Origin of the sequence: Bradyrhizobium sp., assembly GCF_035484855.1 — a bacterium.
Lineage (GTDB): Bacteria > Pseudomonadota > Alphaproteobacteria > Rhizobiales > Xanthobacteraceae > Bradyrhizobium.
In genome coordinates, this window is record NZ_DATHOP010000157.1 from 1 (window position 1) to 23,447 (window position 23,447).

Consider the following 23,447-nt stretch of genomic DNA (forward strand, 5'->3'; position numbering starts at 1 on the left):
ACGGCGGCCTGAAAAAATGGATCGCAGAGGGGCGCCCGACCGGGAATGGCGCCGTGTCGGTAAGGCCCGCAACATTCAAGGCGAGGTTCGACCCGAAACGTGTTCGCACCATGCAGGAGATGGTCGCCAATCTCGACAGTCGGGCCGAGCAGGTGATCGATGCGCGCGCAAGCGACCGTTTCGAGGGCCGCGTGGCCGAGCCGCGCCCGGGGCTGCGGCCGGGCCACATCCCGAGCAGCCGCAACGTCCCCTACAACAGGCTGTTCGATGCGGCCACCGGCACGATGAAGCCGTTATCCGAATTGCTTGAGGCGTTTTCCGACGCCGGCATCAAGCTCGACGCGCCTATTGTGACAAGCTGCGGGTCCGGTGTTTCGGCCGCCGTGTTGACGCTCGCGCTTTACCGGCTGGGCGTCGAGAATCCGGCGCTTTACGACGGTTCGTGGTCCGAATGGGGCCTGCCCGGCGGGCCGCCGGTCGCGACCGGGCCGGCTTGACTTCTTCAACTATCGCGCACGGACAGTCGGCCTCGGCTGCTGGAAGAATGGACCGGCTTGAAGTTGTTGCGCCTGCTGTGCCGCCAGTCGCGCCCGCGCGGCCGCGATCCTGCGACGCCTTGCCGCGCGCTTGGCCTCCTCGCGCTTCTTCGCACTTTCATCGGGCTTGGCGGCGTCGGCCTTGGCTTTGCTCAGGGTTTCGCTGGCTTCAATCAGGGTCTCGATGTCAACAGGCGGGCCGCCAAGCGTTGCGATTTTCGTTGCGGCCGGATCGGTCGAGATCGAGGCGGCTGCGGGCGCAGCATCTGCGGCGCTTTGATCCGTTGCGGCAGCGACAGGCGGATCATCGGGAGGCGAAGGCGCGGTTGATACGATCGTCGCGACCCTGGCTTCGTCCGGTTCTTGTCTGGCCCCTTCGCCAGGCTGTTCAGCGGGAGCGCCCCTCTCCACGGATGTACTCTGCTGTGATGCAGGTTCATCCTCGCTCGCCGGCCGATTGCCATCCGCGACCGCAACATCGGGCTTCGGTGCCGTTGGCGTTAGTATTTCCGGCCCTGCAACCTCGCTCGGCAAAGCTTGCTCGGGCCGGATGGCAACAGGCTGGGCCGCCGCGGTTGTTGGCGACGTGGTCGTCTCCGCCTCCAATTTCGCAGCCGGCGCTGTTGCATCTTCGGGCGTTTTTTGCTCTGGCGTTTCGACCCGCAACGTCGCCAGCACCGGCATGGTCGCTTCGCTCTGCTGGGCGAATTTCACTTCAGGGGCTGCCCGCCAGGCCGGGTTGCTGGCGAATTCCTCATGGGCCGAGCGCAGCAGCGCGGTCGCCCCGAGCCCGAAAACGAGGAGCGACGTCGACAACATGATCGCTGCGAACAGGAAACGGAAGCCTGGAAGCATTGACGCGGTTCTGCCTCGCGGGTTTCGCGAAGGCGTTTGAGCCAATCGGGAACGCGGTTTCACTGGCCGCGTTCGCGACGCAGCCGGGGGAGCGGCGGTGGCGAATCAGGCTCGTCAAGGATAGCCCAAACTGCTCCAGACGCTCGTTAAATCTGGAAAGCCGCTTTGCCAGCGATGGACGCCAAAACGCGAAAAACGGTGTTCCCTGTTCATCTTGCGAGGCCAAATCAACGTGAGATCGACGGGATTTGTCTTGAATGCGCCGCTATCTTCCGTCATCAGCCGTTAACGATCCGGTGTTGGCTTACGGGCTATACAAGTACGATGATGATCAAACGTTTTCTGACGATTTGTGCCACTGTTTCTGCCGCCTGCGCGGCAGGGGCGCTGGGAACCTCGCTCGCGTGGGCCCAAGGCAATCCGGTACCCCCGGCTCAGGTCTATTCGCCTGTTCCGCAACCCTATCCGGCGGGCCGCTATCCGAGCGACTATCGCGCTCCGCGTCCGACGGATTTCGATATCCTGGAAGACGAGGAACCAGACGGACCCGGTTCGATGGCGTTGCCTGCTCCCGGACCGATCCTTTCGCCCGATGACCCGCGTTATGGCCGCCCGGCGCCGCCGGTGTATTCCAGCCCAATCCTCTCGCCTGATGACCCGCGCTACGGGCGCCCTGCCGGCGCGCCACCGGTCTATTCGGGTCCGATCCTCTCTCCGGATGATCCGCGCTACGGGCGGCCCGCTGGTGCACCGCCGGTTTATTCCGGCCCGATCCTGTCCCCGGACGACCCGCGTTACGGCCGCCGCGATCCACCGCCGGTGATTTATGCAGACAGGCCCGGCGGCCCACCGCAGGCCTATGGCGACAATCGCATTCCGGGTTCCGGTATCGTCTATCCCGACGATGACCGGAATGGGCTTCGCCCGCCCGCAGCCGTCGGTCCGCAGCCCGGCATGGTCACCGGCACCGTGCAACCGGTCCCGCCGGGAGCTCTGCCGCCGCAAGGCGCCGACGGGCGGCCGCTTGCGGTCGCCGCCTTGCCGCCGGAGGAACAGCCGGACGCGGCCCCGGTCAACCTGCCGCCGAACTTGCGTCGTCAGGAAGTTCGTTTCGTTACCAAGGAACCGGCGGGAACGCTGATCGTCGATACGCCGAATACCTATCTTTATTACGTGTTGGGCAACGGCCGCGCGATCCGCTACGGCGTCCGCGTCGGCCGCGACGGTTTCACCTGGACCGGCGTGCAAAAGATTTCACGCAAGGCCGAGTGGCCGGATTGGCATCCGCCGCCGGAGATGATCGATCGCCAGCCGTATCTGCCGCGCTTCATGGCCGGCGGCCCCGGCAATCCACTTGGTGCGCGCGCCATGTATCTGGGCAATACGGTCTATCGCATTCACGGCACCAACCAGCCGTCGACGATCGGCAAGTTTGTCTCATCGGGCTGCATCGGCATGCTGAATGAGGACGTCAGCGATCTCTTCGATCGCGTCAAGGTCGGCACTCGCGTGGTTGTTTGGCCCGGCAGCCCGCCGCCGGGGTCGACCGCCACCGCATCGGCCGCGCCTGTGCCTGGACCGAGCGTCGGTGCGCCGTTGCCCCAGGCCCATGCAGCCGCGCCGGTTCCTCCGTCGAGCGTGCCCGGCGCGCCGCCGACCGTCGTGCCGCAGCTGCCGCCGCCGGTGACCATACGGTAGGTCGCTAGCGGGACAAAAAGTTTTAGAAAAAGGCGCGCTTTGACCGCGCCTTTTTTGTTGCCGCAACCATGATTGCGAACATAGAGTTAACTTTTCGTTCACCGGGGTGGGTTTGTCTGGTGCTCCCAAGCGGAGCCTGCAGTGAGCACAATCGCCGCGATCCAGGGCGCAAGTCGAATTTCGCCCGTCAACGAGAAGCTCTATCACCAGAGCAATTTGCTGGGCGACTGGAAAGGCTCGTTCTCGAACAATCATCAGGCCATCGACTTCAAGGTCCTGAGTATTAACGGGAGTACGGCGCAGATCGAATATTCGCACGGCGGGCACAAGGAAGTAGGTGTCGCCACCGTCGATCAGAACTTGATCACATACGGCAACGTCACAATCGGTACCCGCGATGGACAGAAAGCCGCGCTGGAGTTTTCATTCGGCACGGCGAGACAGGCGGCCGTCCTCGACAAGGTCGCCGCACCGGCCGCGGATCAGAACAGGCTGGTGGGCAGCTGGATCGGCAGCACAGACAAGCAAAGCGCATCCTTCCAGATTCTCTCCATCAATGGGCGGGATGCGCAGGTCAAATATAACGTCAACGGGCAGGGCGGTCAGGGTGTCGGCGACGTCGTCGGCAATGCCGTCATTTTCGGCAAGCTGGTGCTCTCGTCTTCTGATGGAACGAACGGGAAGCTGATATTTCCGGCCCCGGGGCAGACGTTATCGCTCAACGTAAAGAAGTTCACGCCAAAGACCGCCTGATCTCTTTCTAGACGGCGCGTCCAATTGCCGGCCGTCGCCCGCAGCGTCGCCGCTTGCGGATATGAGCGCCGTTTTAATCGGTCTTACGCCAGCCTTCGTACTGGTTCGCCTTTGAACCATGCGTCAATGCCTTCGACCATCTGGCTGTAGTGGGCGATGAAGGTTTCCTTCGTGACGTAGCCAAGATGCGGCGTCAGCACCAGATTGTCGAGCTTGCGGAAAGGATGATCCACCGGCAACGGCTCGACCGAGAAGACGTCGACCGCGGCGCCTGCAATCTTGCCTGCTTTCAGCGTTTCAAGCAGCGCGTTCTCATCGACGATCGGACCACGTGCGGTGTTGACCAGATAACTCGTCGGCTTCATGCGTGCGAGGTCGGCCGCACCCACCAGACCCCGCGAGCGATCGCTCAAGACCACATGGATGGTGATGATATCGGCGGTCGAGAACAGCTCTTCCCTGGTGGCGTAACCGACGCCGACCTCCTTGCACCGTTCCGCGGTCAAATTCGGGCTCCAGGCGATCACGTTCATTCCGAAGGCCTTCGCGGGCCCCGCAACCTTGGCCCCCAACTTGCCGAGCCCGACGACACCGAGCGTCTTGCCCTCGATCTCGATACCGACATGCTTCTGCAAAAATTCGCCGGCATGCATGCGAGCGTTCTCGCGGCCGATATTGCGGGTCAGTTCCAGGATGAGGCCCATGGTCAGCGGCGCCGTCGGATCGCGCGGCCAGTGCGTCCCGCACAGGACTACCTGATGGTCCTTGGCGGCCTGCATGTCGATCGAATTGTTGCGCATACCGGAGGTGATCAAGAGCTTCAGCCTGGGTAGATCCGCAAACATCGCTCGTGGGAACGGCGTGCGCTCGCGCATGGCGCAGATGATCTCGAAATCCCTCAGCGCGCTGGCGGCTGCCTCCTGCGAGGCGAAGGGCTGGTTGAAAACGGTGATGTCGACGCGGTCCTTGACCTTCGACCAGTCGGCGACGGAAAGCGCCAGATTTAGATAGTCATCGAGAATTGCACAGCGCAGCCGCGTCATGGGTATATCCGTTCATGGCGATTATGACGGCAGCAAGAACGCGCCGTCCTCGAATAGGCGCGCCATCGTTGCGCGCCGTGCTTGCTTGCGCAAGCGCGCGGGCGATCAAAAGTTAGGGGCAGTTAGGGGCAAGTGCAGCGTTGGCGGCCAGACGGCGTCAGTTGGGGCGCGCTTGCGCCTTGGCTGCCTGCTTGGCGCGGCAGGCAGGGCCTGGTCCTCGCATATAATGAAGCTCGGGGCGATAGGGATCGAAGGCGCGGGCGAAGAACTGGCGCCAAAAGGCGCGGAATTCGGCGAAGTGACCCGGCTGGTCGCCGCTCACGCGGGTCGGGGCGGGCAGGGAGTCCGAAACAATGGTCGCCATGACGAATCCTGTCTTTTTCCGGCGACTTCCGTCGCGTGGGACGCGCTCTTTTCGGCGCTGACAGGCAGTTTCGGACGCTAATTATTAAAACTAGGTTTCAATTGTCCCTATTCGTGCCGATAGTGGTGAATAAACAGAAAACGCTATCCATGCGGTTGCCCTTTGCGGCTCGCGCCGCTACATCAGCCCGGCAAAAATCTCAAAAAATACCACTCGTTTCCAGGGATCGCGATGGCCCGCCAGTTCGTCTATTTCATGCAAGGCCTGTCCAAGACCTATCCGCCCAACCGGAAGGTGCTCGACAATATCCACCTGTCTTTCTATCCCGACGCCAAAATTGGTGTGCTCGGCGTCAACGGCTCGGGGAAGTCGACGCTACTGCGGATCATGGCCGGGCTCGACAAGGAATATACCGGCGAGGCCTGGGTCGCGGAAGGCGCGCGGGTCGGTTACCTCGAGCAGGAACCGCAGCTCGATCCGAAGAAGACGGCGCGCGAAAACGTCATGATGGGCGTTGCCAAGCAGAAGGCGATCCTCGACCGCTACAATGAGCTGGCGGTCAACTATTCCGATGAGACTGTGGAGGAAATGACCAGGCTTCAGGACGAGATCGAGGCTGCCGGGCTTTGGGACCTCGACAGCAAGGTCGATCAGGCGATGGACGCGCTGCGCTGTCCGGCCGACGACGCCGACGTGACCATGCTGTCGGGCGGCGAGCGCCGCCGCGTCGCGCTGTGCCGGTTGCTGCTTGATCAGCCGGAGCTGTTACTGCTGGACGAGCCAACCAACCATCTCGACGCCGAATCGGTGTCATGGCTGGAAGGCCACTTGCGCGACTATCCCGGCGCTATCCTGATTGTCACCCACGATCGCTACTTCCTCGACAATGTGACGGGATGGATTCTTGAACTCGATCGCGGCCGGGGCATTCCCTACGAGGGCAACTACTCCTCCTGGCTGGTACAAAAACAGAAACGGCTGGAGCAGGAGGGCCGCGAGGAAGTGGCGCACCAGCGCACGCTTGCCCGCGAGCAGGAATGGATCGCGGCCTCGCCGAAGGCGCGTCAGGCCAAGTCCAAGGCGCGCTATCAGCGCTACGAAGAACTTTTGAAAAAGGCCGGCGAGAAGCAGGTCCAGACCGCGCAGATCATCATCCCCGTGGCCGAGCGGCTTGGTCAAAACGTGGTCGATTTCGAGAGCCTCGCCAAGGGATATGGCGATCGCCTTCTGATCGACAACCTCACCTTCAAGCTGCCGCCCGGTGGCATCGTCGGCGTGATCGGAGCGAACGGCGCGGGCAAGACCACTCTTTTCCGGATGATTACCGGTCAGGAGAAGCCGGACAGCGGCACCATTACCGTCGGCGAGAGTGTACATCTGGGCTATGTCGACCAGTCGCGCGACAGTCTCGATGGAAAGAAGACAGTCTGGGAAGAGATTTCCGGCGGAAACGAACTCATTCTTCTTGGCAAGCGCGAAGTCAATTCGCGCGGCTATTGTTCGGCATTCAATTTCAAAGGCGCCGACCAGCAGAAGAAAGTAGGCGCGCTGTCGGGCGGCGAGCGCAACCGCGTGCATCTGGCCAAGATGCTGAGATCCGGCGCCAATGTGCTTCTGCTCGACGAGCCGACCAACGATCTCGATGTCGACACCTTGCGCGCGCTCGAAGAGGCGCTGGAGGATTTTGCCGGTTGCGCCGTGATCATCAGCCACGACCGCTGGTTCCTCGACCGCATCGCAACCCACATGCTGGCCTTCGAAGGCGACAGCCACGTGGAATGGTTTGAGGGCAATTTCCAGGATTATGAAAAAGACAAGATGCGCAGGTTGGGGCAGGATTCCGTCATGCCTCACCGCGTGAAATACAAGAAGCTGACAAGGTGACCGCCTTGTCATTGCGAGCGCAAGCGAATCAATCCAGGAACTTGCCTACTGCAAGAATAGTCTGGATTGCTTCGGAGCTGACGCTCCTCGCAATGACGGTATTTATACTGGCAATGGCAAGCTCCCCCGCGCGCGCGGCGCCCGACGCCGCCTTTATACAATTCATCGCTTCGCTTTGGCCGGAGGCGCAGGCGCAAGGTGTGTCGCGCGAAACCTTCGATCGCGAAACGCGCGCTCTTGAGCCCGACTACAAACTACCCGACCTGATCCTGCCCGGGCGGCCGGCGACCGGCGCGCCCGCGCAGGCCGAGTTCGTGCAGGTGCCGGCCGACTATCTGAAGGAAGCGAGCATCGCGCGGCTTGCCGAGGAGGGGCAGCGGCTGCTGGCGAAACATCGCGCCGCGCTCGATCGCATCGAGGCGCAATTCGGCGTGCCCGCCACCGTCGTGCTCGCGATCTGGGGCCGCGAGACCGATTTCGGCCGCTACACGCTGCCTTACGACGGGCTGCGCGTGCTGGCGACGCAGGCCTATGTCGGCCGGCGCAAGGATACCTATCGCAACGAGTTCATCCTGGCGCTGAAGCTGCTCAATGACGGCGAGGTGACGCGCAAGGATATGCGCGCGTCGTGGGCAGGTGCAACGGGGCTGACGCAATTCCTGCCGTCGGAGTTCTACAAGCACGCCGTTGATTTCGACGGCGATGGCCGCAAGGACATCTGGCACTCGGTGCCGGATGCGCTCGCCTCCGCCGCGCAGCAGCTCGTGAACAAAGGGTGGCAGCCGGGCGTACGCTGGGCTTACGAGGTGCGACCGCCCTCGAATGTCGATTGTACCATCGGTGTGCCCGAGGTTACGAAGCCGCTGGGTGAATGGCTGCGCGACGGTTTTGTGCCGGTGCGCGGGCAACGCCTGGGCGATGCCGAGCAGGCGCAGCCGGCATCCCTACTGCAGCCGGAGGGCATTTACGGCCCGGCGTTCCTCGCCACGAAGAATTATTTCGTGATCAAGGAATACAACTTCTCCGATCTCTATGTGCTGTTTGTCGGTCACTTGTCGGACCGGATGGTGAGCCCGGTTGCGTTTGCGACGCCGTGGTCGGCATCGACCCAGTTGCGTACCGCCGACGTCGAGGCCATGCAGCGTCACCTCACGCGCATTGGCCTGTATTCCGACAAGATCGACGGCAAGGCCGGCATGAAAACCCGCGCAGCGCTCGGCGCCTACCAGAAATCGGCGGGGCTGAAGGTGGATTGCTGGCCGAGCGAAGCTGTGCTGCGCTCAATCGCGGCTACCCGATAATGCTGCCCAAAAAATATCGGCCCGAAAAGCGCGTTTCAGGCCGACACCAGATCAGGTTTTGAGAGCCGGAGGTTTCGAGAAAACCCCTGTCTCAAGCAAGATGAACGGAAGTTACTGACAAACCCAAACGCGGCGAACCCGCCAGGCATAACCATCCCAGAAGCGTTGGCCCTGCCAACAGCCGGGAGCGGCGGCCGGATAGGCCGGCGGTCCATAATAGTAGCCGGGAGCATATCCGTACGGATACGGAGTGGTGGCCGCAATCGCGCCGCCGACGATAGCGCCGCCAATAATTCCGCCTGCAACAGCAGCGCCGAGCCCGCGCTGGGCATGGGCAGGCTGCGCGGCCGAAATGGCCAGCGTGGCGACAGCGGCAAGGGCCACCAAAGTCTTTCTCATGGCATCCACCTTTCTGAATTGAAGAAGACTGCGGATAAGCAGCCTTTCCTGAAAGAAGTTCCATATTTCAGTTGAATGATCAATGAACGGCGGCGCCATCTTTTGGCCAAGGAGGGGACAACTCAAAGTGATTTGTGCAACGCACAATTACCTGTAACGAAAGAGTTAATCCGCTTCGTTTTCCCAAAGCCGGCCGGCTTTCGACGTACCGCAACTGGATTAATTTAGATTCATCCCAAACTGCCCCGCGCATAACTTTGGAATCACTTCAAAACGCCGTTTTTCCTTTTGCATCCGGCCACCCTCTTCAATATCGAAGGGCTCAGCATCACCCATGGGCCTGCCGCTTTTATGATTGTCTGTTCCTGTAACGTCCTCAGCGACCACGATGTCCGCAGCGCCGTGGAGTCAGCGGAAGATCTTCCCCGCAATGCCAAGCAGATCTACGGCTGCCTCGGCTGCGGCGCCGAGTGCGGCCGCTGCGCACGCACCATCAAGACCATCATCGAGGAGGCGTTAGGCGCCTGCGCCGAGGCCTGCAGCGTTGGCTGCCCGCACAGCCAGGTGGTGCATCGGCACGCCGATGGCGCCTCCGTGCAGGAAGCCGTCGCCTGAAATCCCGAAAAATAGCATCTGTCCGAAGCCTTCGGCGTCGGCTGTCGGCAACTGCCTGATCGCAATTTGCTTACACTTTGGCGGATCATGCGCTAGAGCAATGACCCGATAAACCAACCAAGGGCCAGCCAAGGCTCCGGCAGAGAGAGTGCACCATGCAGGGCGACGCAAAGGTCATCGACTATCTCAACAAGGGATTGCGCCACGAGCTTACCGCCATCAACCAGTATTGGCTGCATTATCGGCTCTTGAGCAACTGGGGCCTCTTGGAGATGGCCAAGACCTGGCGCAAGGAATCCATCGAGGAGATGGAACACGCCGATCGTTTCACCGATCGCATCATTTTTCTCGACGGATTTCCCAATATGCAGGTGCTCGATCCCTTGCGGATCGGCCAGAACGTGAAGGAAATCATCGAGTGCGATCTGGCGGCCGAGATCAGCGCCCGCAATCTTTACCAGGAAGCCGCAACCCACTGCCACAGCGTCAAGGACTACGTGTCACGCGATTTATTCGAAAGCCTGATGAAGGACGAAGAGCATCACATCGACTTCCTCGAAACCCAGCTCGATCTGATCGGGCGGATCGGGCTCGAGCTTTACACCCAGAAGCACGTCGGCGGACTCAAGAGCGAGTCGTAGACGCTCCCGCCGCGCTGCAAGCAACTACAGTTGCGTCTTGTAGCGCGCCTCGACCACGTCTTGGCTTTCCGGTTCGCCAAGAGCGGTCTGGTCGTGGATGACCTGACTGATGCTCGGCATTACCTTACGCTCAACCTGCGCCTCCTTCGACCACAGCTTTGAGCGCATCAGCGCCTTGCCGCAATGGAAATAGGCTTCCTTGACGTCGATGCTGAGTACCGCGCGCGGCAGCTTGCCGAACTCTTCCGTCGCGGCCAACAGAGCAGGCTCTACCGATAGTTTGCCACTGCCGCCGACGCGCAGCGTCTCGTCGATGCCGGGCACGAAGAAGATCAGTTGCACAAAGCCGCTTCCCTCGACGATGTTGCGGAAACTGTCGATCCGGTTGTTGCCCGAGCGATCCGGCATCAGGAGCTGGTTCGGGCCTGTGACATGGACAAAACCGGGATTGCCGCCGCGCGGCGAGGCGTCGACGCTGCCGTCGGAGCCGGAGGTGGCGAGCACGCAGAACGGCGACATCGCGATGAATTTTTTCGCGTGCGCGTCGATCTCGGGGCGCGCCTTGGCGATCACGCGCGGCGAAGGCTCTGGGTAGATCGTCTTGAGGTCGCTGGCGGCGAGATCGGACAAGGGCTGTCTCCCTAACAATGCGTCGGGACAACGATATCATCGGGGCGCCGTCGCGGCCATCCTTTATCGGCGGGTCCGCCACGGCCAGTCGATCACCCCGGCGCAGTAGAGCGCCCACCAGGCCAGCACCGGCTGAAACGCGAGGCGGGGCCCGTGATAGAGCCAGCTGTTGGCGATGTAAGGCAGCTCGATGCCCTCGATTGCATGCTTGAAATTCGCCGGCCAGACGCAGACCGCGTAGGCCGCCAGCGCGACGCCGGCCCACCAGCGCAGTGGCCGCGTCAGCAATGCGGCGGCGCCCACGAGTTCGCACAGCCCGGTGATGAAGATGACCTGCGGCGCGAACGGCACCCATGAGGGCGTGATCGCGAGCAGCTTGTCCGGCGCCCAGAGATGCGCGATTCCCGCCGCAGCATAGAACGCGGCGAGAATCCAGCGCATCGCGGCGCGAATGTTGGCGAAGCGATCAGGCAGGAGATCGGCAGGCATTTTCGCTGATTCCGAAGGAAGTGTTCCTGTTCAACCCGCAAATGGGTGAAGTCACTGCCTCCTATGGCGACGACGCCTTGTCAGCCCGTGTGGTGCTGACCGGACAAATAACCAGCGCCGCAGCCACAAGAGCGATCAACGATCGGTTACAGGCCGGCAACGATTTGCATTTCTGACAAGGCCAATCGATTGCGGTCGCTGCGATCGCCGTTTCACATCGCGTGCTGCGGCGCCATCGCCAGCAATTCCTGCAGCTGCTGCTTGTAGAATTTGGCGTTCCCGGTGGTGAGATGGCCGCGCGTCTCGGTGCTGGCCGGGATCAGATAGAGCTTGCCGTTCTTGATGCGCTTGATCGCGGCGTCGGTGACGCCGGTTTCCGGCGGATTGCGCTCATCATCGGCGGCATTGATCGCGAGCGTCGTGGCCGTGATCTTTTCCAGGCCGGGCGACGGATTGTAGTCGTGCGAGGCTTCCCATTGATAGATGTAGTCGTTGGCATCCGCCGCGATCGGCAGCGCGAGCTGCTCGTCGACCATCTTGTCGGCCTTCGCGGATGTCGGCGCCAGCGTCTGGTAGCCGAGCGTGCCGCCGGCGCTTGCGAAACGATAGGCCGCGATGGCGTATTTCATCATCCGCGGCGGCGCGGTGTAATTGCCGCCCTGGTAATCGGGATCGTTGCGGATGGTCTCAATCATCATCCGCCGCAGTATCCAGTTGCGCGCCGCCATCTCGGTCGGCTGCGACGCCATCGGCACCAGCACGTCCATGAATTGCGGATACTTCACGCCCCAGACCCAGGTGTGCATGCCGCCCATCGAATTGCCGATCACCAGCCGCAGGTGCTTGATGCCGAGCCCTTCGGTGACCAGGCGGTACTGCGCTTCCACCATGTCTTCATAGTCGTATTTCGGAAACGCCGTCTTCATGCCGTCGGACGGTTTTGACGATTGGCCGTGGCCGACGCTGTCGGGAATAATGATGTAATATTTGGTGGCATCGAGCGGCTGGCCCGGACCGAACAGCTCGCCGGCAAAGGTCGGCGTCAGCATGGTCGCCGCCGATCCGCCGGAGCCGTGCAGCACCAGCACCGGCTGGCCTGAAGGCTGGCCGATGGTGGTGTAATGCATCCGTAAGCCCGGCATGGTCTCGCCGGTGTGGAATTTGAAGTCGTTGGCGATCCAGTCGCCCTGCTTCGGTGCCGGGTAGTCCGCCGCCAGAGCGGGAAACGAGGTCATTGCAAAAATAGCCAACAGTGCTGCGCGCGGATATTTCATGGATGGCGTTTCCCCGACGGCAGCTAGGTTGCCGCTTTGGCCGCAACCTATCACGCGCCGCGCCGCGAGGCGATGCTGCTATGGCGTGTCCTCGACGTCGGTCTCGGGACGGTCACCGCCGGCGGCGGTTTCGGTGTGCCATTTGCCGTCGGCGGTCTCGTATTCGATCGCCTCGGTACGCCCGGGCACGCGCTGCTCCGCGGCGGCGCGCCGGGCGGCGGCCAGCGCCGCGGCATGGCTCGGAAACGGCTCGGAAAATACGCCATCGACGGTATAAGCCCAGCCGCCGTCATGTTGAACGATTCTGTAGGTGACGTGGGACATCGGGGAACTCGCGCGGTTGGGATGCGGCGACGGGGGTGAACGTGGCGCCCATTCTATGCCAAAATGAGCCGGGATACAGTATTTGGATCAGGGGTCGCCCGGACCAAGGAGACAACAGATGTGCCGCAACATCAAGACGCTGTTCAATTTCGAGCCGCCGGCCACCGAGGATGAGATCCAGGCCTCGGCGCTGCAATTCGTGCGCAAGCTTTCGGGCTTCAACAAGCCGTCGCAGGCCAATGCCGAAGCCTTCGACCGCGCCGTCGACGAGGTGAGTGCCGCGGCCCGCCGCCTGCTGGCGTCGCTGCATACCCAGGCGCCGGCGCGCGACCGCGAAATCGAGGCCGAGAAGGCGAGGGAGCGCTCGCGGCTGCGGTTCGGGTGAAACCTTCGGCCAGAGCGGGATGACTTTTCTTCGAATCGTCATCCCGCTCTATCTTTTTGTTTGAGCATGATCTTTTCGGAAAACCGGTTCCCACTTTTCCGGATCATGCTCTAGGCCGGGTCTTATAGCTCGAATGAAAATGTGCGTGCCCGAGGAGATATGATGGCCTGGTACAGCTATGTCGGCTGGTTCTTCGCCGGCGCGTTTCTCGCCAATGCCATCCCGCACATCGTGCAGGGCATTTGCGGCAACCGGTTCCAGACGCCGTTCGCTTCGCCGCCCGGCATCGGCGAATCTTCGGCCATGGTCAACGCGATCTGGGGTCTGTTCAATTTCGCGGTCGGCGGGGTGCTATTGCACGTGTGCTTCCCGCCCGCTTTGCCGCCGTCATGGGGGCTATGTGCCGCCGGCCTCGCCGGAGCCGCCGTCATGGCGCTGTGGCTGGCCAGCCATTTCGGCAAGGTGCGCAACGCCGCGCCGCATCCCTGAAGTGTGATCTCGCGGCTCCGTGACGATCTACTTCTTGTGCTTGTGCTTTTTCTTCTTCTTGTGGTCGTCGTCATCGTCGTCGCCGGGCTCGTCGTCGTGCTGGCTCGCTTCCAGCGCGGCGCGCTCGGCGGCTTCGCGCTCGAGGGCCTCGCGCTCGCGCATTTTCTTGTAGTCTTCATAGGCATCGAACACGAGATGCAGCCACGGCATCACCTGGTCGATCGACGGCAATTGGCCTGATGGCCCCGGCTCGCCGCGCTGGCCCTGTGGGCCGGTCGCTCCGGGCTTGCCCTGCGGCCCAGCCTCGCCGCGCGGGCCTTGCGGCCCGATCTTGCCCTGCGGTCCCGGCTTGCCGCGTGGACCTTCCAGTCCGGGCCGTCCGGGATGTCCCTGCGGTCCGGCTCGCCCCGGCTCGCCGCGCGGGCCCTGCGGTCCCTGTCGTCCCTGCCGAATTTCGTCCGCCACGCGCGCGCTCCCGGTGATTGCCAAGGCTTTCCTTAGCAGAAAGGCCTTCCTTGGCAGAAAGGCTTTCCTTAGCAGAGCTTCGATAACGGCATCAATTGAGCTGACGGCGTTGATCAACATCAATCATCGCCCGGGTCCCAGATCACCGGCAGATTGAGCAGCCCGCGGAACGCCCAGCCGCCGATCCGCACCGGCTCGCTTTGATCGAGCCGCAATCCCTTCAACCGCGCAAAAATGCCCGGCAGCGCCACGTCGGCGACCATCGCGCACGAGGCGAAGGCGCCGGCGCAATAATGCGGGCCGGCACCGAAGGCGATGCTCTTCTGGGTGTCGCGGGTGATATCGAAATCGTCGGGGTTACCAAAGCAGGCCTCGTCGCGATTGGCCGAGCCGAACATGAAGAATATGCGGTCCTCCGGCTCGAAATCGACGCCGCCATAGGACCACGGTTTTGCCACCCGCCGCGGCGACATTCCGATCGGCGCGATCCAGCGCGCATATTCCTCGAACACGTCGATCCATTTTGCTTTGCCGGCGCGGACCAGCGCCAGCTGGCCGGGATGCGTCAACAGCGCCCAGATCGTGCCTGCGATAGCGTCGCGCGGCTCGTTCTGCCCGCCGGAGATCGCCAGTTTTACATTGGCGCGCACGCTGGCCAGCGGCTGGCCGGCCGAGAGCAGCACGCTGAGGATGGAGGTGTTCGGGTGCTTCGTCACTACCGGGATCATGTCGTCGATCGCGGCGTCGATGCCGGCGGTCGCGGCATGACAGCGCGCCTCGATCTCCTTGTTGCCGGTATAGTTGGCGATGCCGTCGATCATCGCCTGCGACCAGGCGTCCATGTCCTGGAAGCGCATGTTGGTCAGCCCGGTGATGTCTTTTAAGCATTCGGCCGACAGCGGCAGCGCGAACGCCTTGGTCAGATCGGCGCGGCCGGCGGGCGCAAGCTCGTCGAGGATGCGCTCGGCATGGGCCCGAAACTGTTTCAGCCAGGTGTCGCGCACCGTGCGCGGCGACACCGACGGGAACATCGCCGCGCGCTCGGCCATGTGCGCCTCGCCGTCCTTGCGCATCATGTTGTGGCCCATCAGCGTGTTCATCAGTCCGGCCGGCTGGTGCGAGGAGAATACGTCGGTGCGTTTCTCCTGCGTAAAAATGTCGTCGCGGCGGGTAAACACGGTCGATCCCAACTGCGGCACGAAGGCGATCGGCGCCTCCTTCCGCATCCGGGCGAGATCGGGATAGGGATCGGCCCAGAAGCGGGGCACGTCGATGTCGAAATGCGGGGCGTTGGACATGGGATGTGGGTCCTAAATCGCGCGGTACCCGCCATCCGCCATCACGATGGTTCCGGTGACGTAGCTTGCGAGATCCGACGCCAGGAAGATCGCGGGGCCGACGATGTCTTCGGGCTTGCCGGCGCGGCCGAGCGGGGTGTGGTCCATGAAGATCTTCACCAGCCCCGGATCGTTGGCGCGCACCGCGGCGTTGAGCGGCGTCTCGATCAGGCCGGGGCCGATGGCGTTGACGCGGACGCCGTGCTTGCCGAGTTCGGCGGCAAGCGCCCGGGTGAAGCCGAGCACGCCGTGTTTCGAGGTGGTGTAGGCCGGCGAGTTCGGCGTGCGCACATGCAGGAAGGACTGGATCGAGCCGATATTGACGATGCGCCCCTTGGCCGCCAGCAGCGGCTCGAGGAACGCCTGCGTGACGTTGAAGACGCCGTTGAGGTTGATCGCCATGATGTCCTGCCAGTCCTTCAGGACGGCGGCGGGATCGGCGGTAAAACCGTTGCGGCGGTTGATGCCGGCATTGTTGACCAGGATCGAGACCCGTCCGACCTGATCGGCGACGCGCTTGGCCACCGCGATGCAGTCCTCGCGCTTGGTCACGTCGAGCGCAAAACTCTCGGCGAGCCCGCCGGCATCGCGGATCTCCTGCGCCGCAGCCTCGGCCCCCTTGCCGTCGACATCCAGCAGGGTGACCTGCGCGCCTTCGCGCGCATAGCCGGCGGCGATCGCCCGCCCGATGCCGGAGGCTGCGCCGGTGACGACCGCGATATGGTTCTGGAGCAGGGGCATGGCGTCTCCTTTTTGGTTATGCGTTTCGCTACAAGCTAATTCAAAATTGAAGGGAGCGGCAACGGAAAGCTTTAGCCCTGTGTCGTATTCATCGCCTTCGGATGTTGCGCCATGGATAGACAGTTCGCGGAATGGAAACTCGAGATCGAACGGCTCTGGTCGGCGCGCGCGCCCGACTATGGCGAAGCCGTGCGCGTGGCCGCGCATATCGCAAGCGCCGCGCCGGATGGCCTGCTGCGGCAGGCCGCGGTGCAGGCGCTGCCGATTCTGCGCAGCGCCGCCGATGACGATGCGGACCAGGTGACGCGGGTCGCCGCGCGCCGCCGGCTCGGCGTCATGCGCGAGGAACTGCTGGCGCTGGTCAATCCGCGCTTCGGTAAGCGCGAGAGCCAGCCGAAACTGCTGTCTTCCGAGGAGCGCTACCGGCAGCTGCTCGGCCTGCCGGTCGACGGCTCGCTGTCCGCCCCGGAAATCCACCAGGCCTGGAAGCGCGCCGCCAAGGCCGCCCATCCCGACGCCGGCGGCAGCGCCGATGAGTTCCAGGCCCTCTCCGCCGCGCGCGACGCGCTGATCCGGGAAGTGCGGCTGGTGCGGAGCGTGTAGGGGAACCGCGTATCTCCCAACGTCGTTGCCGCGAAAGCGATGAGTAACGTGAGCGCCGCGCGCCACATTCGGTGTCATCGCCCGGCTTGACCGGTTGAATCCGCCCAGTACGCCGCGGCTTTTCGGCTCAATCACTACTGCCTCTGGAATACTGGGTCACCCGCTTTCGCGGGTGACGACAATTGAGGTCGTCATTGCCGGGCTTGACCCGGCAATCCATCTTCTTGCGAAGAAGGATGGATGCCCGGGTCGAGCCCGGGCATGACGAGTAGTGTTCGATCGGCACAGCTTCGCGATCTCGCCGCATGCTTTTTTGCGCGAGGTATTCTTTTATTTCCGCCCTCTTCGTTGAGGGCGCAGGGAATGCCGGGCGTTCGATGCGCCCGCAGCCTCGCATGCAGTGTAAAAAAGCATGCAAGTGTAGTCACCACGAGTACACCGGTTCACCCGGCATTCCCCGCGCAATGGTTTTAACGGCTGCTTCGTACTCTCCCCGGTGCGCCGGGCTTGTTTGCCACCGTCGCCTGCGTGCCTTAACGCAGACTTGACACCAGCGTCGGGGTGTCAGGACCATACGACTTGGCCGTCCGCCTCCAATGCCTTCGTCACAAGACACCGTCAGCGTCCACCGCATCCCCTCCCGCGTTTGATGACGATCGCGAAACGCCCCTCAGGTGGGACGGGACGGAGCGGCATGTAGGATATTCCGAATATTCGGTAAAGCGGAATCTTGCCCGGAAGGCGGGGCGGCCCTGCGACAAATTAACCCGACGGGCTATTTCTGCTTCAGGCAGCTCGGATAGGGCGCGGCCTCGTCCGGCACGATTGCGCAAAGGCGGATCGGCATCAGTTCGCGCAGCCGTTGCCGCCACACCGCCTCATTGACCCCGGGAGCCTTCAGCGTCGGCGTATGCTCGGCCCACTGGATGGTATAGGCATCGGTAGCGCCCTGCACGGCTATGATCAGGGCGGTCTCGCTGTGGCCGTCGGCGCTCGCATTGACCTTGCCGCAACTCGCCACCGCCATGTAGCCGTCGCGGTCGCCGAATTTGGCAGCCCCGAAATCTTTCAGCGCAAAACTTTCGGGACAGGCCTTCTTGAAGCCCAACCCGATCGCCGCCGCGAGTTTCTGCGGCGAGAAACCGGCGGCGCTCACGAGCCCCCTGGAGCCGGTGACCGTGATCATCTGTGTCCAGCCATTGACCGTCTCGCCCTGCGGCACGGCTTCGCGGATATAGAAATTGTTTTCGGTCTTCTCGGACGCCGCAACAAAATTCGCCGGCATGGAAAAGCGCACCAATTGGCCGAACACCGGCGAGATCACGGTGACCGATTTTGGCGCCGTGGCCGGGGTTTCGGCGTGCGACGGCGCGGCGAGGACGCAGAGGAAGGCGGCGAGGATGGCCGTGGATGTCAGAAGGGATGAACTCATCGCCGCAAGATCGCCGATTGACGTATCGAGGCAGGCTCATCCCGAACGCATGCAGGTGTCAAGGCGCCGAATCCGTAGGGTGGGCAAAGCGTAGCGTGCCCACCATCCTTCGCGTCACGCGCAGAACGGTGGGCACGGCGCAAGCGCGCCTTTGCCCACCCTACCGATTCCGATCGATCTTCAGAACGTGCAGATGCCCCTGCGCAGCAGCCCTTCCTTGACGCCGAGCGCCTCGATCAGGGTCGGCACCGGCGCGCTGACGGTTTTATAATCCGCCGGAAACGGCCTGGTCGGAATGCCTTCGTCCCAGACCTGGCAATAACCGTTGCCGTGCCAGCGAATCAAATGGTACGCGGCCTGCGCGGGGCTGGCGGCGGCGAGCGCGGTGAGGCCGACGGCGGCAGTGGCGCAAACAATCGAAATACGACGCATGGATGTGATGCTCCTGTTGCAAGAAAATATCTCGCCATCCGCGCAAGCGCACTTGCGTGAGGCATGGCGCCGGCGGTTGATGTTTCCGGCCATGCGTTGAGTGTTTGCAAACCGCGTGAAGGTTCAAAGGCGCAGGCGTCGCCGCGCGGGTCGCATCGCGCTCATCCGCAGGCGGCGCTCATTTGCGGCCCGCGCCGCCGCTGCGAAGCACGCCCCGGACCGAAACGCCGCCGCCGCTCCATGTCCAATCCAGCGATGCGTTGTCTGGTGCCGGATGGGTCCGCATTTCGATGACGCCCGCATCGATGCATTTGTCCTTGCCGTAGGAAATGTGCTCCCGATACCAATGGCTGGTGCCGTCGGTGCGAAGAAACTCGAGCGTGCCGCCGCAGCCAAGCGAGGCATAATCGATTCTGCCGCTCTCGCCGGAGAGCTGCATTTCGACCGGGTAGGTCGCGGGCGGATTGCTTTGCGCAACCTGACCGGACCAGGAGCCGCCAAGGCCCGCCGCCTGAGCGCCGGCCACACCGAGCGCAACGCACAGACAAGCGCCGATGACCGCCGCAAAAGAAGAGTGATGACGTGCCATGCTGCCCCCTGCGACGTGCCGACACCCCTTCGCGATCCCGTGGGGCCGACGTGCTTCAGCCTAGGAACGATCATCGAATTCGTCAATCTTGCGCCGACGGAGTGACGTGGCGATGCAGCCCGCGACCCGTTGGTCGATCCGGGCTAGGGTTGCTAAGTCCGCGTTTCGCGGCCGTGCCATATGCCTGGCTCGGGAAGTGCCGATGAAGCCAGTTGTCGAGACAGCCACCCGGATTGCGCGCGGAAGCGCGTCCATTCTGCGAATACGGTCTTTGCGCATCCGGCCCGTAGGCTACAATCACAAGGCGCGACTCAATCCGCCGCGCTGCGCCTGCTCACAAAACCCGAGGAAACCCACCCATGAAGAAATCATCCGCCCTTCGCGCTGCGCTGCTCGCGCTGACGGCGTTCGCCGGCGTCACGCTGTCCTCCGCTGCGCAAGCCGACGAAGGTTTTGTGTCGCTGACGATCTACAAGGCGGGCTGGATCATCGGCGGCTCCGGCGGCGGCGGCACGCTGACCTTTCGCGGGCGGAGTTACGGATTGTCGGCCGGCGGGCTCGACTACGGCCTGGTGTTCGGCGGATCGAAGACGGTGCTGCGCGGGCGCGTCAGCAACATCAACCGTCCGTCCGACGTCGCCGGTGTCTATGGTGCTGCCGGCGCGGGGCTGGCGGTCGGCGGCGGTGCGCGCGCGATCGTGCTGACCAACCAGAAGGGCGCGGTGCTGGAACTGTCGGGACAGCAGGTCGGGCTGATGGCGAACGCGGATTTGAGCGGGCTGGCGATCACGCTGAAGTAGTGGGAACCTCGCCGCGCTTTCGATGCCTGAGGCACCGGCCTGCGGAACCAATTCGCCGGCGCGGGCTTATCGCCGAGGATTCGAAAACCGGGAGGTTTCCATGAAACTGCTCAGGATTGTTTTGGCTGGCGCCACGCTCGCGGCTATCCCCGCGCTGGCATTGGCCCAGCAGCCGCTGACGGGAACGATCGTCACCATCGACCGGCTCAGTGGCACCATCGGCATTCAGCAGCCGCAAAGCGGTACCGTCGGCGCCGCTGGCGGCGGCGCCATCGAACAAACATACAAGGCGCCGGCAGACGCGCTGGAGAAATTGCACGCCGGCGACAGGGTGACGTTTTCCGTCAGCGAAGTCGACGGCAAGAAGACGATCACGAAGATCGAGAACAAGTAGATTTTCGGAGAATCGTAGGGTGGGTTAGTTAGCCGACCCCATCCGCCGTGGCACAAACGAGCGAAGGCGGAAGGCGTAACCCACCATTGCGAGCCGTGCACGAGAAAGTAGATGGTGGGTTACGCTCGCTACCCACCTACCGGCCGATCCAATCCGCCAGTTCCTGCCATGGCTGCACCGACCAGTGGCCCGACGCGGCGCCGGACGGCGAGGCCAGCACGAATACGACTGGAAAATCCTTCAGCGGCGGTTGCCGGCCCAGCGCGACCGCTTTGGTCGGCCGTCGATAGAAAAGGCTCGCCGCTTTCTTGCTGGTGAAGGCGATGGTCTGCGGCCGATAGCGCCGCATCTTTTCCCGGAACGCCTCGATATCGACGGGGAAGGCTAGCGCCAGACGGTCCATTCCCGCGCCGAGCTTGCAAAGATCGGTGAAGCCGATGCCGAGTTTCAGCAGCGCCGGGAATTCATGCGGCTCGTAGCGGCGCGGCGTGATGCCGACCTCGTGGATCGTCCGCCAGAAGCGATTGCCGGGATGGGCGTAGTAGTGGCCGAGGTCCGCGGAGCGCTGGCTGGCGGCGGTGCCGACGAACACCAGTCGCAGATTTTCCTGAAGCTGGTCGGGGAGTTTTTCCAAGCGTGCGCCCGAACCACTCACTTCCCCGCCAGCGAGGCGACGCATTCGATCTCGATCAGCATCGCGGGGTTCGGCAGCGCCTGCACCACGCAGGTGGTGCGGGCGGGGTAGGGCGGCGGCCCGAAAGCCCCCGCGTACAACGCGTTCATCGGCCCGACATCGGCCGCGCGCGTCAGCAGCACGTTGACCTTGACGAGATTGCGGAACGTCGCCCCCGCCTCGTCCAGCACGCGCTTGATGTTGCGCACGACAAAACCGAACTGCGCCTCGAAACTGTCCGGCAGCTTGCCGTTCTCGTCAAAGCCGGGAATGCCCGAGATGAACAGCAGGTCGCCGGTTCGGGTGGCGAAGGAAAGGGGTGGGGACTTGATGCCTGGCGGCGGGGCGAAGTGCTTGATGGAGGGCATGGGGGTACCTCATGTTAGCTCGTAGGGTGGGCGACTTCGTCCGCCGAAGCTCAACGAGCGAAGGCGGAAGCGAAACCCATCGTGACAATCGCGGCGGATGATGGGTTCGCAAGGGCTCAACCCATCCTACGAGCTCCAACGCGCGAGCGCGACTGTAGGGTGAGTTAGCGAGGCGTAGCCTACCAATCCCGACCCCCCAAGATGACGATGGCAGTTGCGCCATCGATACCTAGGGCCACGGACTTTTCTAACGTCGGTTAATGCTTGAACCTTGCAAATCGTTCTTGAAGAATCTCTATCCGACGAATATGGCTCGTCAGGTCGTTAGTGTTCCTATTGAGTTGATCATACTCAAGTAGCTTACGGTCAACTGCTCTAGTAAGCCCGTCCAACTCGGCCTTTTGACGGTTCGCTCTTCGCGCCTCTTCAAATTGCACGAGAAAATCGCGAACTAAAGGATATTGGCGCGACTTCAAGCTCTGAATGAACCAGTAATAAACTGGCAACAAGCCCGATGATGCCAGTAGCCTATCTCTCGGGAGAAAAACATTCGTTAGATCGTCTAGTGCTACGTACGCGCGACGCGCTGATACTTCCAATTTGGATCGTTGCTTGGCAGCAGCCTTAACGAATGCATCCAAGGTGCTTTTCTTCGTTTCTTGTGGCTTTCCGGCGAATTCGAACAAAAGCAACTTCATTGCGGCGTTCAAGTCTTGGCCTCGCTGGACTTGAAACGCTACGTAATCGGTGAAGAATTGATGCTTGGCCATTTGCCGCGTAACCTCTGGTGCTGGGCCGGCCATAGCATTTCGTATTTCTGCGCCAGTTAATGGTTTGCTTCGATTTAGTCGAATGAAGAGTTCGTTTATTAGCGTTTTGCTGTTGGTCGTGACGCTCATCACGGACAAATTGTAGGTATCGAATAATTCGGCTATCTCTCCGTGTTTTTGGGTTAGGTCGTAATATCCAAGTCCTCCGAGTTTCAAGCTTGGATTCTCCAAGAAAATAAAATCCTCGTTGAGGACAACCCTTCCTTCGAAGAAATCAAAAATTGCTTCAAACCGCTGCTTTCCATCGATGATCGCATAGGGGAGCCGCTTGCGATTTAGATCAGTATTCAGGATCGTAAAATCTGCGACGTACACCTTCGGCACGTCAAATCCATTTATGATCGAGTCAATTAAATACGCCTTGTCGGCGTCCGACCAAAGATGGCCGCGACGCTGGTATGGTGGGTCCATATCAATCTTGTTTTTGCGAGCGCGCCACCAAGATAAGGTCTTAGGATCGAAGCTCGATACTTTGAAGCGTGTGATTGCTCTGGCCATACTAACCCTCGAAGCCGAAATGTCGCTTAGTCTCCAGAGCGAGGCCCTCCAAGTCCGGAAATACAACTGCTTCGGTGACGCCCTGATTCAGCAGTGATTTGCGAATGCGCCGAATCCGCGATGGAGCTACTACGATCTTAGTGAGAGCCGTCTGGGGAAACGTGCCGGAGCCTACCAGCTCTTCCATTGGCGCCTGCCCAGTCCCAAAGATTGTGAACACGCCTTGTTGCGCAACAATTCTTGGGCTGTTATGTGCGCCATAAAGCGCCACCGGATGCACCTTCATAGTCGCTGCGCGCGGCGCATAGCTCTTTATATCCTCATCGGCCGTAGAAAGTGCGCCACCACTATAGGAGACATCACTGAGGGCGGTTCGATTCCACGCCACCGGATCAAGAACCCAGATGACCGACTCGGTTAAATTGGTGCTTGCTCCGATGGTTCTGGCGCTAGCGTGCATTAGCAGGCTGTTGAAGAAGTGGTGGCGAAGCGTTTCGGATCGTGATTCTCTAGGATCAGGATTGATCTGGGGGACGCGATGCGAGGAAGTGACGAAAGGTCCGGCTCGCTTTTCAGCTATGTTGACTTGGAAGCTCGGGTTCGCG

The 23,447-nt window shown here is 62.2% G+C and carries 31 protein-coding genes; 13 read left to right on the top strand and 18 right to left on the bottom strand.

Annotation, left to right across the window (positions count from 1 at the left end; all coding sequences use genetic code 11):
* Window positions 1-497 (top strand): sulfurtransferase (locus VK804_RS17635; RefSeq protein ID WP_325372540.1); only part of this gene is annotated, 497 nt, incomplete at its 5' end.
* Between the two features lie 9 nt (window positions 498-506).
* On the opposite strand, the gene VK804_RS17640 is transcribed toward VK804_RS17635, so the two are convergent.
* Window positions 507-1,391 (bottom strand): hypothetical protein, encoded by an 885-nt coding sequence (locus tag VK804_RS17640; RefSeq protein ID WP_325372542.1) that lies wholly within the window; start codon window positions 1,389-1,391, stop codon window positions 507-509.
* Window positions 1,392-1,715: 324 nt separating this feature from the next.
* Between VK804_RS17640 and VK804_RS17645 the strand changes: the two genes are divergently transcribed.
* Window positions 1,716-3,089 (top strand): L,D-transpeptidase, encoded by a 1,374-nt coding sequence (locus VK804_RS17645; RefSeq protein ID WP_414642808.1) that lies wholly within the window; start codon window positions 1,716-1,718, stop codon window positions 3,087-3,089.
* A 141-nt stretch (window positions 3,090-3,230) separates the two neighbouring features.
* Window positions 3,231-3,842 (top strand): hypothetical protein, encoded by a 612-nt coding sequence (locus VK804_RS17650; protein WP_325372544.1) that lies wholly within the window; start codon window positions 3,231-3,233, stop codon window positions 3,840-3,842.
* A gap of 83 nt (window positions 3,843-3,925) precedes the next feature.
* Here VK804_RS17650 and VK804_RS17655 read toward each other — a convergent pair whose 3' ends face one another.
* Together VK804_RS17655 and VK804_RS17660 are read right to left on the bottom strand one after the other, a co-directional pair.
* Window positions 3,926-4,885: a D-2-hydroxyacid dehydrogenase family protein gene (locus VK804_RS17655; RefSeq protein ID WP_325372546.1), complete on the bottom strand. Its 960-nt coding sequence runs from the start codon at window positions 4,883-4,885 to the stop codon at window positions 3,926-3,928.
* Between the two features lie 157 nt (window positions 4,886-5,042).
* The gene (locus tag VK804_RS17660; protein ID WP_325372548.1) at window positions 5,043-5,249 is read right to left on the bottom strand and encodes a hypothetical protein; all 207 of its coding nucleotides are present in this window, start codon (window positions 5,247-5,249) and stop codon (window positions 5,043-5,045) included.
* 231 nt (window positions 5,250-5,480) lie between these two features.
* Between VK804_RS17660 and ettA the strand changes: the two genes are divergently transcribed.
* Together ettA and VK804_RS17670 are read left to right on the top strand one after the other, a co-directional pair.
* Entirely contained in the window at window positions 5,481-7,133 is a 1,653-nt protein-coding gene (ettA, locus tag VK804_RS17665) for an energy-dependent translational throttle protein EttA (protein ID WP_325372550.1), read from the top strand.
* A 92-nt stretch (window positions 7,134-7,225) separates the two neighbouring features.
* A complete protein-coding gene (locus VK804_RS17670) occupies window positions 7,226-8,434 on the top strand; it encodes a lytic murein transglycosylase (RefSeq protein ID WP_325372552.1) in 1,209 nt (402 codons plus the stop codon).
* A gap of 111 nt (window positions 8,435-8,545) precedes the next feature.
* On the opposite strand, the gene VK804_RS17675 is transcribed toward VK804_RS17670, so the two are convergent.
* Entirely contained in the window at window positions 8,546-8,833 is a 288-nt protein-coding gene (locus VK804_RS17675) for a hypothetical protein (RefSeq protein ID WP_325372598.1), read from the bottom strand.
* 351 nt (window positions 8,834-9,184) lie between these two features.
* Between VK804_RS17675 and VK804_RS17680 the strand changes: the two genes are divergently transcribed.
* Both VK804_RS17680 and bfr read left to right on the top strand, forming a co-directional pair.
* Entirely contained in the window at window positions 9,185-9,448 is a 264-nt protein-coding gene (locus VK804_RS17680) for a (2Fe-2S)-binding protein (RefSeq protein WP_325372600.1), read from the top strand.
* A 155-nt stretch (window positions 9,449-9,603) separates the two neighbouring features.
* Window positions 9,604-10,089 (top strand): bacterioferritin, encoded by a 486-nt coding sequence (gene bfr, locus VK804_RS17685; RefSeq protein WP_325372554.1) that lies wholly within the window; start codon window positions 9,604-9,606, stop codon window positions 10,087-10,089.
* A gap of 24 nt (window positions 10,090-10,113) precedes the next feature.
* Here bfr and VK804_RS17690 read toward each other — a convergent pair whose 3' ends face one another.
* On the bottom strand, window positions 10,114-10,719 hold the full coding sequence (locus VK804_RS17690) for a pyridoxamine 5'-phosphate oxidase family protein (protein WP_325372556.1): 606 nt from the start codon (window positions 10,717-10,719) through the stop codon (window positions 10,114-10,116).
* Between the two features lie 63 nt (window positions 10,720-10,782).
* On the bottom strand, window positions 10,783-11,208 hold the full coding sequence (locus VK804_RS17695) for a DoxX family protein (protein WP_325372558.1): 426 nt from the start codon (window positions 11,206-11,208) through the stop codon (window positions 10,783-10,785).
* Between the two features lie 20 nt (window positions 11,209-11,228).
* Between VK804_RS17695 and VK804_RS17700 the strand changes: the two genes are divergently transcribed.
* Window positions 11,229-11,384 (top strand): hypothetical protein, encoded by a 156-nt coding sequence (locus VK804_RS17700; protein ID WP_325372560.1) that lies wholly within the window; start codon window positions 11,229-11,231, stop codon window positions 11,382-11,384.
* A gap of 36 nt (window positions 11,385-11,420) precedes the next feature.
* Here VK804_RS17700 and VK804_RS17705 read toward each other — a convergent pair whose 3' ends face one another.
* Together VK804_RS17705 and VK804_RS17710 are read right to left on the bottom strand one after the other, a co-directional pair.
* Entirely contained in the window at window positions 11,421-12,482 is a 1,062-nt protein-coding gene (locus VK804_RS17705) for an alpha/beta fold hydrolase (RefSeq protein ID WP_325372562.1), read from the bottom strand.
* 78 nt (window positions 12,483-12,560) lie between these two features.
* Window positions 12,561-12,806, bottom strand: a complete 246-nt coding sequence (locus VK804_RS17710) for a DUF2188 domain-containing protein (RefSeq protein WP_325372564.1) — start codon at window positions 12,804-12,806, stop codon at window positions 12,561-12,563.
* 118 nt (window positions 12,807-12,924) lie between these two features.
* On the opposite strand from VK804_RS17710, the gene VK804_RS17715 reads away from it, so the two are divergent.
* Together VK804_RS17715 and VK804_RS17720 are read left to right on the top strand one after the other, a co-directional pair.
* Complete coding sequence (locus tag VK804_RS17715; RefSeq protein ID WP_325372566.1) at window positions 12,925-13,191, top strand: DUF2277 domain-containing protein; 267 nt, start codon at window positions 12,925-12,927, stop codon at window positions 13,189-13,191.
* 162 nt (window positions 13,192-13,353) lie between these two features.
* Entirely contained in the window at window positions 13,354-13,680 is a 327-nt protein-coding gene (locus VK804_RS17720; RefSeq protein ID WP_325372568.1) for a hypothetical protein, read from the top strand.
* Window positions 13,681-13,707: 27 nt separating this feature from the next.
* Here VK804_RS17720 and VK804_RS17725 read toward each other — a convergent pair whose 3' ends face one another.
* From VK804_RS17725 to VK804_RS17735, 3 genes are all read right to left on the bottom strand, one after another.
* Window positions 13,708-14,145 carry a collagen-like protein gene (locus VK804_RS17725; RefSeq protein WP_325372570.1) on the bottom strand — a complete coding sequence of 146 codons (438 nt, stop codon included), beginning with the start codon at window positions 14,143-14,145 and terminating at the stop codon, window positions 13,708-13,710.
* Window positions 14,146-14,264: 119 nt separating this feature from the next.
* Entirely contained in the window at window positions 14,265-15,443 is a 1,179-nt protein-coding gene (locus tag VK804_RS17730) for a cytochrome P450 (protein WP_325372572.1), read from the bottom strand.
* Window positions 15,444-15,455: 12 nt separating this feature from the next.
* Window positions 15,456-16,223: an SDR family NAD(P)-dependent oxidoreductase gene (locus tag VK804_RS17735; RefSeq protein ID WP_325372574.1), complete on the bottom strand. Its 768-nt coding sequence runs from the start codon at window positions 16,221-16,223 to the stop codon at window positions 15,456-15,458.
* Window positions 16,224-16,334: 111 nt separating this feature from the next.
* Between VK804_RS17735 and VK804_RS17740 the strand changes: the two genes are divergently transcribed.
* Window positions 16,335-16,826: a hypothetical protein gene (locus VK804_RS17740; protein ID WP_325372576.1), complete on the top strand. Its 492-nt coding sequence runs from the start codon at window positions 16,335-16,337 to the stop codon at window positions 16,824-16,826.
* Window positions 16,827-17,601: 775 nt separating this feature from the next.
* Here VK804_RS17740 and VK804_RS17745 read toward each other — a convergent pair.
* From VK804_RS17745 to VK804_RS17755, 3 genes are all read right to left on the bottom strand, one after another.
* Window positions 17,602-18,258, bottom strand: coding sequence for a hypothetical protein (locus tag VK804_RS17745; RefSeq protein WP_325372578.1), 657 nt, complete (start codon window positions 18,256-18,258; stop codon window positions 17,602-17,604).
* A gap of 180 nt (window positions 18,259-18,438) precedes the next feature.
* A complete protein-coding gene (locus tag VK804_RS17750; RefSeq protein ID WP_325372580.1) occupies window positions 18,439-18,690 on the bottom strand; it encodes a hypothetical protein in 252 nt (83 codons plus the stop codon).
* Window positions 18,691-18,868: 178 nt separating this feature from the next.
* On the bottom strand, window positions 18,869-19,279 hold the full coding sequence (locus VK804_RS17755) for a hypothetical protein (protein ID WP_325372582.1): 411 nt from the start codon (window positions 19,277-19,279) through the stop codon (window positions 18,869-18,871).
* 359 nt (window positions 19,280-19,638) lie between these two features.
* On the opposite strand from VK804_RS17755, the gene VK804_RS17760 reads away from it, so the two are divergent.
* Window positions 19,639-20,079: a hypothetical protein gene (locus VK804_RS17760; RefSeq protein ID WP_325372584.1), complete on the top strand. Its 441-nt coding sequence runs from the start codon at window positions 19,639-19,641 to the stop codon at window positions 20,077-20,079.
* Between the two features lie 100 nt (window positions 20,080-20,179).
* Complete coding sequence (locus VK804_RS17765) at window positions 20,180-20,473, top strand: copper-binding protein (protein WP_325372586.1); 294 nt, start codon at window positions 20,180-20,182, stop codon at window positions 20,471-20,473.
* A gap of 136 nt (window positions 20,474-20,609) precedes the next feature.
* Here the strand turns inward: VK804_RS17765 and VK804_RS17770 are convergent, their stop codons facing one another.
* The 4 genes from VK804_RS17770 to VK804_RS17785 all read right to left on the bottom strand — a co-directional run.
* A complete protein-coding gene (locus VK804_RS17770) occupies window positions 20,610-21,107 on the bottom strand; it encodes a mismatch-specific DNA-glycosylase (protein ID WP_325372588.1) in 498 nt (165 codons plus the stop codon).
* 17 nt (window positions 21,108-21,124) lie between these two features.
* The gene (locus VK804_RS17775; protein ID WP_325372590.1) at window positions 21,125-21,514 is read right to left on the bottom strand and encodes a RidA family protein; all 390 of its coding nucleotides are present in this window, start codon (window positions 21,512-21,514) and stop codon (window positions 21,125-21,127) included.
* A gap of 257 nt (window positions 21,515-21,771) precedes the next feature.
* The gene (locus VK804_RS17780) at window positions 21,772-22,842 is read right to left on the bottom strand and encodes a DUF262 domain-containing protein (protein WP_325372592.1); all 1,071 of its coding nucleotides are present in this window, start codon (window positions 22,840-22,842) and stop codon (window positions 21,772-21,774) included.
* Window position 22,843: 1 nt separating this feature from the next.
* The coding region (locus VK804_RS17785; RefSeq protein WP_325372594.1) for a hypothetical protein at window positions 22,844-23,447 on the bottom strand (604 nt) is incomplete at its 5' end.

Bases quoted from the DNA above. Each gene is read 5' to 3' on its own strand.
- VK804_RS17660 (WP_325372548.1), bottom strand. From the start codon at position 5,249: ATGGCGACCATTGTTTCGGACTCCCTGCCCGCCCCGACCCGCGTGAGC.
- VK804_RS17670 (WP_325372552.1), top strand. From the start codon at position 7,226: ATGACGGTATTTATACTGGCAATGGCAAGCTCCCCCGCGCGCGCGGCG.
- bfr (WP_325372554.1), top strand. From the start codon at position 9,604: ATGCAGGGCGACGCAAAGGTCATCGACTATCTCAACAAGGGATTGCGC.
- VK804_RS17745 (WP_325372578.1), bottom strand. From the start codon at position 18,258: ATGAGTTCATCCCTTCTGACATCCACGGCCATCCTCGCCGCCTTCCTC.
- VK804_RS17645 (WP_414642808.1), top strand. From the start codon at position 1,716: ATGATGATCAAACGTTTTCTGACGATTTGTGCCACTGTTTCTGCCGCC.
- VK804_RS17740 (WP_325372576.1), top strand. From the start codon at position 16,335: ATGGATAGACAGTTCGCGGAATGGAAACTCGAGATCGAACGGCTCTGG.
- VK804_RS17720 (WP_325372568.1), top strand. From the start codon at position 13,354: ATGGCCTGGTACAGCTATGTCGGCTGGTTCTTCGCCGGCGCGTTTCTC.
- VK804_RS17675 (WP_325372598.1), bottom strand. From the start codon at position 8,833: ATGAGAAAGACTTTGGTGGCCCTTGCCGCTGTCGCCACGCTGGCCATT.
- VK804_RS17705 (WP_325372562.1), bottom strand. From the start codon at position 12,482: ATGAAATATCCGCGCGCAGCACTGTTGGCTATTTTTGCAATGACCTCG.
- VK804_RS17640 (WP_325372542.1), bottom strand. From the start codon at position 1,391: ATGCTTCCAGGCTTCCGTTTCCTGTTCGCAGCGATCATGTTGTCGACG.
- VK804_RS17730 (WP_325372572.1), bottom strand. From the start codon at position 15,443: ATGTCCAACGCCCCGCATTTCGACATCGACGTGCCCCGCTTCTGGGCC.
- VK804_RS17710 (WP_325372564.1), bottom strand. From the start codon at position 12,806: ATGTCCCACGTCACCTACAGAATCGTTCAACATGACGGCGGCTGGGCT.
- VK804_RS17695 (WP_325372558.1), bottom strand. From the start codon at position 11,208: ATGCCTGCCGATCTCCTGCCTGATCGCTTCGCCAACATTCGCGCCGCG.
- VK804_RS17765 (WP_325372586.1), top strand. From the start codon at position 20,180: ATGAAACTGCTCAGGATTGTTTTGGCTGGCGCCACGCTCGCGGCTATC.
- VK804_RS17655 (WP_325372546.1), bottom strand. From the start codon at position 4,885: ATGACGCGGCTGCGCTGTGCAATTCTCGATGACTATCTAAATCTGGCG.
- VK804_RS17715 (WP_325372566.1), top strand. From the start codon at position 12,925: ATGTGCCGCAACATCAAGACGCTGTTCAATTTCGAGCCGCCGGCCACC.
- ettA (WP_325372550.1), top strand. From the start codon at position 5,481: ATGGCCCGCCAGTTCGTCTATTTCATGCAAGGCCTGTCCAAGACCTAT.
- VK804_RS17760 (WP_325372584.1), top strand. From the start codon at position 19,639: ATGAAGAAATCATCCGCCCTTCGCGCTGCGCTGCTCGCGCTGACGGCG.
- VK804_RS17780 (WP_325372592.1), bottom strand. From the start codon at position 22,842: ATGGCCAGAGCAATCACACGCTTCAAAGTATCGAGCTTCGATCCTAAG.
- VK804_RS17750 (WP_325372580.1), bottom strand. From the start codon at position 18,690: ATGCGTCGTATTTCGATTGTTTGCGCCACTGCCGCCGTCGGCCTCACC.
- VK804_RS17775 (WP_325372590.1), bottom strand. From the start codon at position 21,514: ATGCCCTCCATCAAGCACTTCGCCCCGCCGCCAGGCATCAAGTCCCCA.
- VK804_RS17680 (WP_325372600.1), top strand. From the start codon at position 9,185: ATGATTGTCTGTTCCTGTAACGTCCTCAGCGACCACGATGTCCGCAGC.
- VK804_RS17735 (WP_325372574.1), bottom strand. From the start codon at position 16,223: ATGCCCCTGCTCCAGAACCATATCGCGGTCGTCACCGGCGCAGCCTCC.
- VK804_RS17755 (WP_325372582.1), bottom strand. From the start codon at position 19,279: ATGGCACGTCATCACTCTTCTTTTGCGGCGGTCATCGGCGCTTGTCTG.